We start from the raw sequence: 9,182 nt of genomic DNA, 5'->3' as shown, positions 1-9,182 counted from the left end.
CCCTTCTCACTGCTGGTTGCTCGGCGCCGCCGTGCGGCGCGAGCGATGCGGCGAGCGCCGCTCTGCGCGCCGGTGAGTTCCCTGCGCGCGGGTGGTTCGCGTGCCGGTCCGGCAACCGGTCCTACCCGGCCGGCCGGACCTGCCCCGTCGGGTCAGCGGACGCCGACGCGAGGGGCCGCGACCCGTCCGCCGGACCCGCGTGCGGGCGCCGAGCGTGGGGCCGGACGGCCGTTGCTCGCGGCCGGGGCCGCGCCGCCGCTCTGGGCGGAACGGTTCTGCTGGCTCGGCAGGCCGTTCTGCACGTCCATCACGGCGTGCGCGACCATCCCGCCCAGCGGGTCGTACCGGATCAGGTCGCGCAGCCGGGACCGTGACGACCGGCCCTCGTTGCCCGGGTAGAGGTGCTTGCCCAGCCCCACCGAGTGCGCCAGCGCGGCGAGCGCCGCGGTCCGCGGGTCCGGCGGCACGCCGGTGCGGATCGCGGTGTCCAACCGCTGCTTGATCGCAGCGTTGGTGCAGTCGTCGGACGCCTGATAGCGCGTCGTCGGCAGCACCCCGCACACCTGGCCCGGCACGGCCGTGACCATGCCGCACCGTTCGAGGTGCGCCAGATAGGTCTGCCGGAGCCCCAGTCGGGGCCCGCCGATCCAGTGCGCGGCGCGGACCGGACTGCCACGTCGCCGCAACAGCTCCAGCGCGTGGTCGAGTGTCGGGTCACCGGTGGGCCGTGGCAGTACCACGGCGATGCGGTCTCCCTCCGGAACGATCCGTCCGGCCAGGGACAGCTCGACGAGCTGGGCCCCGGCGAGTCCGAGGTCGAGGGTCTGCGGCTGCGCAGTGGTGCCCGTGGCCGGGTCCAAAGCGAGCAGCAAGAGTTCCTCGGGAATAGTTCTGCGGCTCTTGCCCATCCAAGCCTCCCCGCGTGGATGGGAAACAGCGTGACGCCTCTCACACGGGCTTGTCGAGTACGCCTCCGAATCGTGACCTTGCGATCGAGCGGGGGAACCGGCCGTGGCGGGCCCGGCGTCTGACCGTTGAACAGGCCGCAGTGCGGCCGCGCCACGGCAATAACCGCCGGTCGGGCGGGGTGTGGGCGACCGCAAACGGTCGCGGGTGGCGGAGACTGTACAGGTACACGGGGCGGGGTACCGGCTTCCCGAAATCGGGTCTGCCGGTGCCCCGCCGGGCGTTGAGGAGGCTGGGTTACGTGGGCGAGTCCCCCGACAGGGTGCTGCGGGACGGCGAGCGGGCGCGGGAGCGGGACGGGGAACGGACCGCTGCCGCCGCGGCCTCCGAGGAGGTTGCCGCGGAGGCGGTCGGTGCCGGCGGAGGCGCCGCCGCCGGGTCGGCCGCGGCCGGCTCCGCACCCGAGTCCGGCGAGCCCGCGACCGCGTCCGGATCCGCGTCGGGATCCGCGTCGGGATCCGAGTCCGCGTCCGGCTCCGACGCCGTGACCGCTTCCGAGCCCGGGCCGGCTTCCGAGACCGGGTCGGAGGCCGGGTCCGAGGCCGGGTCGGCCGGTGCGGAGCGCTCCGGTGCCACCGCCTCCAGCGCGTCGGGCGCGCCCCGGGGCGGCACCACCGCCCACCTCCGTGTCCGGGATGCGGACATCCGGACGACGATGCTGCGCTTGCCGTCGGACAAGGCGACCACCTCCCTGCGACTGCCCGCCGACGACGCGACCACCGCCCTGCGGCTCCCCGCCGAAGATGCGACCACCGCCCTGCGGCTCCCCGCCGACGAGGCCACGACCGCGTTGCGCCTGCCGGAGGAGCTGGTGGAACCCCTCGGGACCGGTGGCGTGCGGGGCGGGGACGGGTCGGCGAAGCGCCCGGCCGCCGCCGACCCCCGTCTCGCCATGCGGACAGACGGCGGGGGTGCCGCCGGGGCCGCGACCGCCGACTCCTCGACCGCCGGACCCACCGGGGGCGCCGCCGCCGGAGCCGCCCCGGACACCGGCAGGCCCGAGCGGACGGACCGGCCCGAGCAGACGGAGCAGACGGAGCAGACGGAGAAGTTCGAGAAGCCGGACCACGCGGAGCGGACCCGGGCCCTTCGGGCCTTCCGCGCCCCCGCGGCCCCCGGTGCGGGCACCGTCCCCGCGCCGCCGGCGCCGCGCCCGCTGCCCGAGCCCGAGCCGACCCCCGACCCGGAACCGCTGCCCCGGCCCGCACCCGTACCCCCCGCCCCGGAGCCCGGGCCCACCCCGGCCCCCGAACCGCTGCCCACCCCCGACCGCCGGCCGGTGCCGCCCGCGCCGCCGCTGCCGAAGCCCGAACCGCTCCCCGCCCCGGAACCCGTTCCCGCCCCGGAGCCGTCCCCGGAGTCGACCTCCGAGGCGATGGAGGTCCTGGCCGCACTCAGCGCCCGCCCGGTCTCCCCGCTGCGCCGCGCCCTCAAGCGGATCACCATCTGGACCCTGTTCCTGGCCGTCGTCCTCGGCGCGGCGGTGACCGCCCAGCTGCTCCGCCCGCTGCCGGACGGCAAGGTGCGGCTCACCGCCCCGGGCGGCTTCACCTTCGCCGGTGACCCGCTCGACCTGGCCTGGCCGGCCAAGGGCCAGTCGGCCGCCGAGGTGGTCGGCGTCGGCAGCCTGGGCAGCTCCGGTCAGGAGACGCCCGCCTCGATCGCCAGCGTCACCAAGGTCATGAACGCCTACCTGATCCTCCAGTCGCACCCGCTCAAGAAGGGCGAGAGCGGGCCGAAGATCACCGTCGACAAGCAGGCGGCCCAGGAGTCCGGCAACGTCGACGAGTCCCGCGCCACCCTGGTCGAGGGCCAGCAGATCAGCCAGTACCAGGCCCTGGAACTGCTGATGCTGCCGTCGGCCAACAACGTGGCCCGGCTGCTGGCCCGCTGGGACGCCGGTTCGGAGGAGGCTTTCGTCAGGAAGATGAACGACACCGCCGCCAGGTTCGGCATGACCAACACGACCTACACCGACCCGGCCGGATTCAGCCCGGACACCAAGAGCACCGCCAAGGACCAGCTGAAGCTGGCCGGCCAGGTCATGCAGGACGAGATCTTCCGGCAGATCGTCTCGACCCCGGACACCACCTTCAACAACCAGAAGATCTCCAACACCAACACCCTGATCTCCCCCAAGAACGGCATCATCGGGGTCAAGACCGGCTCCAGCACCCCGGCCGGCGGCTGCCTGATGTGGGCCGCCTACAAGGAGGTCGGCGGGGTGCGCCGGCTGATCCTCGGCGTCACCCTCGGCCAGCCGGCGACCACCGCCGAGCCCAGCATCCTCAAGATGGTCCAGAACGTCAGCGCCAAGCAGATCCAGGCCGCCCAGAACGGGCTGACCGGACAGAGCCTCGCCAAGCAGGGCGAGGTGGTCGGCCGGGTCGAGGACGGGCTCGGCGGCACCGTCCCGGTCGTCGCGGGCAAGGACCTCACCGTGGCCGGATTCCCCGGCATCACCGCGACCCTCGTGCTGGACCCGGTGAAGGTCGGCCACACCGCCAGGGCGGGCGACAAGGTCGGCGTGCTGCGCTCGGGCGAGGGCGACAACCGGATCGAGGTCCCGGCCGTGCTCCAGTCCGACCTGAACCCGCCGTCCATCGCCTCCCGGCTCACCCGCGCCCTCTGAGCGACACCCCGGGCGGAGCGGCAGGCACCCGCTCCGCCCGGGGCTCAGAACCGTGCGCCGCCCCAGCGGCCGGGTTCGGTCCGCGAACCCAACAGCCCCGCGACCGACTCCTCCTCGGACACCACCCGGCCCAGCGCGATCGACAGCGTCAGCCCGGCGAACATGACGATCAGCCAGGACAGCCCGGTGAAGACCACCCCGTACGGCCCGAACTGGCCGATGCTGCGAGCCATCGCGCCCGGCAGGTAGACGCGCGAGGCCACCCCGAGGCCCACCACCACCGTCCCGCAGAGCAGCGCCCCCGGCAGCAGCGGCAGCCAGCGCACCCGGGCGCCCAGCAGCAGGTGCTGCGTCCACCACCAGATCGCCGTCCCGTCCAGGAACGTCAGCGGGATCCCCAGCCAGGCCCCCAACCCGAAGCCGTCCCGGACCGGCGTCTGCAGCACCAGGGTGACCAGCCAGACCGCCAGCCAGACCAGCCAGCGCCAGGCCGCCACCCTCGTCCCCGACTTCGGCAGTTCCCAGCAGCGCTCGCAGACCCGCTGCATCGCCCGGCTCAGCGCCGTCGCCGACAACAGCGTCACCAGCGCGCCGAGCAGTCCGAACCCGGTGTCCTGCTCGTGGCCGGTCCCGAGCAACTGCTGCACCGACTGCGCCGCGTCGCCCTCCAGACCCAGCTCCTTGCGCAGCGACCGCACCACGCCCTCCCGGATCGCCGCCGGGGTGAAGACCGCCACCACGAACAGTGCCGGCAGTGCGCTCAGGAACGCCTGGGCGGCCAGCCGGGTCGCGCAGTCCAGCAGGTTGACCCGGATCAGATGGTGCAGGGCCCGGCCCACCATCGGCACGTGCTCGGGCAGTCCGCGCGCGTATCCGGTCAGCTCGGCCGACCGCGTCCTCCACCGCGCCCTCCGCCGGGCCTTCCGCCGGGTCCTCCGGCCGGTCGGCTGCTCGCTCACGGGCCCGTCCTCCCGACCTGGTCACTGCGCACCATGGTCGCCCGCCCTCCGGGAGCGCGCATCCGGGGGCGACGGGGGCACGGCGCGCGGGCGGCACGGCGGCGTGGCGGCGTGGCCCGGAACATCCGGCCGCGACGTGCCCGGGGGAGGGAGGGACGTGCGAGGCGGGCGAGGAGTGACCGCTGACCGCGCTCCGGAGGGTACGAGCGGCGCTACGGCGTCAGCGCGTGCCGTCCAGCAGGGCCAGGGTCACCCCGCCGAGCGGCGTCACCCGGTCCGGCGGGCCGTACCGTTCGCGCAGGGCCGCCACCTGGTCGCCGGGCAGCACGGCCAGCGGATCGGCGGTGTCCCCGAGCACCAGCAGCCAGGCCCGCCGCCCGGGCCCCGTGCAGTCGGCGGGCCGCGGGCACGCCACCGGGAAGAGGTCCTCGGCCTGGGCGGCACTGCGTTCGACGAACACCGGGTACGGCTGCACCCGGTCCGGCAGGTAGTAGGAGACACCCGGTCCCACCATCGACCAGGCCTGGTCGCCGAGCGGCACGACCAGCCCGTCACCGGGACGGTAGCCGGCGGCTATCAGCCCGGCCGCCGCCTGGTACGGCTCCTTCGACTGCGAGTGCGAACCCTGGTAGCGGACCAGCGACTGCCGGGGCAGGGCCACCACTCCCGCCGTCGCGACCAGCCCGAGCGCCAGCAGCAGCCCCGCCACCCGCAGCTCCCGGGGCGTCCGGGTCCGCCGGGCGACCGCCACCACCGCGCCGTACACGGCGCGGATCCCGCCGCCGGCCAGCGCCGCCCAGGCGGGCACCGTGAACAGCAGGTACCGGTCGAGGAAGTACGAGGTCGAGCCGCGCGACATCACCCAGACCGCCAGCACCGGCAGCACCGCGAGCAGCAGCAGCTGGACCGCGGGCCGCCGCCGTCCGGGCAGGGCCAGGGCCAGCAGCCCGAGCACCACGAAGACGTGGAACACCCGGGCCGAACCGAAGAGCGGCTCGCCGAAGTGCCACAGCTGGTCCAGGCTCGGTCGGGCGAGCCAGCCCAACTGGCGCCCGGACTGCCGGTTGCCCAGCACCGCCACCGGCAGCGCGGCCAGCGCCGCGACGGCCACCGCCAGGGGGAGCCGCCACAGCAGCCGTCGCCGCGCCGCGCCGCGGCGGACCAGGTACGGCGTCACCAGGGCGAGTTGTCCGACCAGGGTGCTCAGCGAGACCAGGTGTCCCGCCCCCGCGACCGCCATCGCCACGCAGTACGGCGCCCACCGCCGCAGCGTCGGTTCGTCCAGCGCCCGGAGCAGGAACCAGGTCGCGGCCGCGACCGCACAGGTCACCAGCGCGTAGGAGCGGGCCTCCTGCGCGTACCGGGAGACCAGTGGCACGACCGCGAAGAGCGCCCCGGCGGACATCCCCGCGACCCGGCCGCCGAACAGCCGCTCGGCGGTGAGCGCCACGAACCCGGCCGCACCGGCCATGGCCAGCACCGACGGCAGCCGCAGGGAGATCACCGAGTCGCCGAACACCGCCGTCCAGCCGTGGAGGAGCACGTAGTAGGTGCCGTTGCTGGCATCGACGTGCTGCAGCATCCGCAGCAGGTCCCCGAGCGGGCGGGTGGCCGCCGTCCAGCTCGCCACCTCGTCCCGCCAGAGGTCGGGCGTGCCGAGCCGGTACCCGCCCACGACCAGCATGATCAGCGCCGGCCAGAGCCACACCGTCTGCAGCAGCCGAAGAACGGCGGGCCGGTACCGTTGTTGGTCCCCCGACGTCATGCTGGCGCGCCCCGTCCTCGCTGTGGTCCTCCCCGGTGGACGCCAATGCCCCCACCGGCACGTTTGTTCACCCAGGCTATCCGCCGCCCCTGCGGAGTGATCAGCTCGGGGGGTGATCACCGGTGGCCCCCGCTCCGCACCCGGGCTCCGTCCTCCCGGCGGAGCTGACTCCCCGTCGGTCCGGCCGCCCGCCTCGTACCGCCACCCCTCCCTCCGCCGATCCGCTAGGCTGTCAGCGGTCATCCCCGCCTCAGTAGCTCAGGGGATAGAGCACGGCTCTCCTAAAGCCGGTGTCGCAGGTTCGAATCCTGCCTGGGGCACAGCGCCGATCACGGCGGATGACGTGAGAAGGGCCGGTTCACGAGGGGATCCTCGGAGCCGGCCCTTCGTCGTCACGTGTCACCGGCCGCTCAGCGTTGCCTGTGCTCGGCCCGGCCCGGATCGGACACGGTCGGTCCCCGCCACCACGGTCCGGCAGGCAGGGATTTGGGCGCCGACCGACGCAGAGCGCCCGGAGCCCGACCCGGCCCGGCCAGATCCGTGCCGGGAGCGGGCGGAGTGTGCCGGCGGAGGTGGCTCCGAGGGGCGTGTCAGCGGATCAGTTCGTCGGGGTGACCGCTGGGTTCCGCGGCGTCGTCGGGCAGGCCGGTGGGAGAGACGAGGACGCGCTGGACCCGGGGGCGGGTGCGCCAGTCCACCCGTCGGACGTCGCGGGCCAGCGCGCCGGGACGCGACAGCTCGATGACGACCGTCACGGCGCCGAGGACGATACCGGCGGCGAGCCAGCCGGCGAGGACGTCGCTGGGCCAGTGGACGCCGAGGGCGACCCTGGTGAAGCCGACCGCCAGCACGGTGAGGGCGGCGACCGAGCAGGCGGCGATCCGGCCGGATCGGCGGACCCGGGGCCAGAGCAGGCCGACCAGGACGGCACAGGTGATCGCGGAGGCCATCGCGTGGCCGGAGGGGAGGGCCGGGCCACCGGCGTGCGAGACCGGCTCGGGGAACGTGGGCCGCTCGCGGCCGAACGAGAGCTTCAGGACCCACAGGCCGCCCCAGCCGATCAGGGTCTGCGCCGCCACCCAGCCGGCCAGCACCCGTGCGCCGATCAGCCAGAGCCAGACCGCGACCAGGCCGAGCACCGTCCGCATGGTGACGGTGCCGCCGATGTTGGAGAACATCTGCACCGCGGCGGTCCACACGGTGTGCTCCGTGGCGTAGTGGTGCAGGTCGCCGACCGACGCGTGGTCGAAGCGGGCGAGCGGGCGCCAGGCCGTCTGCACCAGGGCCGCCAGCACGGCGAACAGCGCGGCACAGCCGACCGCGAGAGCCGCGTGCCGAAGCAGGTGGCGATCACGCGGGGTGATGGTGGGCGAGCTGTTGGTCAGGTGCATGGCTGACACCTTCCCAGCCGGTCGTGCCGATCGAGCGCTGGACCGATAGCGATTTGGCATCTTTTGTGCGGAGGACCTGCGTGCGCCCGGGGGCGGGCGCGGCCCGTGGGGAACGCGGGCGCCGGCCCGGGGGTTCACGAGAAGAGGGGCGGTGCGCGGGAGTGCGCCGCGGGTCGCGGCGAGGGCGTCGACCCGCCGTCCGCCCCGGGCCGGCCCGGCTTCGGAGCCGGCATCTCAGGTGTCCGAGCGGTCACCCTCCGTCCAGGATCGCGGTGAAATCCGGCAGGATACTGCATCGCCGGAAGAATCTGAGCGACTTGGGAATGTTGTCCGGAATCTGTTCGTTGGATCGTTACGTGTGAGGCCCCGCGGGGGCCCCCGCTTCTTGCCCGCTCCGGGCAGGCAGGCAGACCTCGGCAACACCAGCAAAGGGAGCACAAGCATGGCCACCCGTGCCGTCGTTCGCGACAGGGCCGACCGGACTCGCGCGGCCCGCCCGACCAACTTCGAGGCCGACCGTGACCTGGTCGGCATGTACCTCGACGAGATCGCCAGGACGCCCCTGCTCGATGCCGCCGAGGAGGTCGAGCTCTCACTGCGGATCGAGGCCGGTGTGTACGCCCAGCACCTGCTGGAGGAGGACGAGCTCCCCGCGAGCGTGCAGCGCGACGAGCTGGAGGCGATAGCCGAGGACGCCGAGCGCGCCAAGGACGTCTTCATCCGGTCCAACCTCCGTCTCGTGGTGGCCGTCGCCCGGCGCTACCCGCGCAGCGGCCTGCCGCTCCTGGACCTCATCCAGGAGGGCAACGCGGGCCTGGTGAGGGCGGTCGAGAAGTTCGACTACGCCAAGGGCTTCAAGTTCTCCACCTACGCCACGTGGTGGATCCGGCAGGCGATCACCCGGTCGATCGCCGACCAGTCGCGCACGATCCGGCTTCCCGTCCACCTGGTGGAGGAGCTGGGCCGGATCCGGCGGGTGCAGCGGGAGAAGTCCAAGGAGCTGGGCCGGGAGGCCGACCCGTCCGAGATCGCGGCCGAGCTGGACACCACCGAGGCCCGGATCAAGGACGTGCTGGACTGGGCACGTGACCCGGTCAGTCTGAACATGTCGGTCGACGACGAGGGCGAGACGCAGTTCGGCGACCTCGTCGAGGACACCGGGGCGACCTCGCCGGAGGATGCCGTGATGGTCATGCTCCGCCGCGAGGAGCTGGACGACCTGATCGGGCGGTTGGACGACCGCACGGCCTCGATCATCCGGTCGCGGTACGGGATGGAGGACGGCCGCGAGCGCACTCTGACCGAGGTGGGCAAGCAGCACGGCCTGACCCGGGAGCGGATTCGCCAGATCGAGAAGCACGCGCTGGCCGAGCTGAAGAAGATCGCCGACCACGCGGGCTTCGAGGCGGCGTGACGGCCGACGGTCGGGAGAACGGGGCGTGGTGGGCCCGGTGCGGAGCGCTCCGCAC

At 74.0% G+C, this 9,182-nt stretch carries 6 protein-coding genes and 1 tRNA gene; 3 read left to right on the top strand and 4 right to left on the bottom strand.

Annotated elements, in window-relative coordinates; genetic code table 11:
- Positions 1-152: 152 nt before the first annotated feature.
- A complete protein-coding gene (locus ACFWOG_RS31090) occupies positions 153-908 on the bottom strand; it encodes a GPP34 family phosphoprotein (RefSeq protein WP_329883319.1) in 756 nt (251 codons plus the stop codon).
- A 299-nt stretch (positions 909-1,207) separates the two neighbouring features.
- Here ACFWOG_RS31090 and ACFWOG_RS31085 point away from each other — a divergent pair, with 299 nt between their 5' ends.
- Positions 1,208-3,598, top strand: a complete 2,391-nt coding sequence (locus ACFWOG_RS31085; protein WP_380362316.1) for a hypothetical protein — start codon at positions 1,208-1,210, stop codon at positions 3,596-3,598.
- Between the two features lie 44 nt (positions 3,599-3,642).
- Here the strand turns inward: ACFWOG_RS31085 and ACFWOG_RS31080 are convergent, their stop codons facing one another.
- Positions 3,643-4,557 carry a YhjD/YihY/BrkB family envelope integrity protein gene (locus ACFWOG_RS31080; RefSeq protein ID WP_329883321.1) on the bottom strand — a complete coding sequence of 305 codons (915 nt, stop codon included), beginning with the start codon at positions 4,555-4,557 and terminating at the stop codon, positions 3,643-3,645.
- 220 nt (positions 4,558-4,777) lie between these two features.
- Complete coding sequence (locus tag ACFWOG_RS31075) at positions 4,778-6,322, bottom strand: glycosyltransferase family 39 protein (RefSeq protein ID WP_329952984.1); 1,545 nt, start codon at positions 6,320-6,322, stop codon at positions 4,778-4,780.
- A gap of 247 nt (positions 6,323-6,569) precedes the next feature.
- Between ACFWOG_RS31075 and ACFWOG_RS31070 the strand changes: the two genes are divergently transcribed.
- Positions 6,570-6,642: transfer RNA gene (locus tag ACFWOG_RS31070), tRNA-Arg, on the top strand.
- 270 nt (positions 6,643-6,912) lie between these two features.
- Here the strand turns inward: ACFWOG_RS31070 and ACFWOG_RS31065 are convergent.
- Positions 6,913-7,713: a phosphatase PAP2 family protein gene (locus ACFWOG_RS31065; RefSeq protein ID WP_329883323.1), complete on the bottom strand. Its 801-nt coding sequence runs from the start codon at positions 7,711-7,713 to the stop codon at positions 6,913-6,915.
- Positions 7,714-8,155: 442 nt separating this feature from the next.
- On the opposite strand from ACFWOG_RS31065, the gene ACFWOG_RS31060 reads away from it, so the two are divergent.
- Positions 8,156-9,127, top strand: coding sequence for a sigma-70 family RNA polymerase sigma factor (locus ACFWOG_RS31060; RefSeq protein ID WP_329883324.1), 972 nt, complete (start codon positions 8,156-8,158; stop codon positions 9,125-9,127).
- The last annotated feature ends 55 nt before the right edge of the window (positions 9,128-9,182 follow it).

It is taken from the genome of Kitasatospora sp. NPDC058406, from assembly GCF_042722765.1.
Lineage (GTDB): Bacteria > Actinomycetota > Actinomycetes > Streptomycetales > Streptomycetaceae > Kitasatospora.
This window is presented reverse-complemented; position numbering and strand designations above follow the sequence as displayed.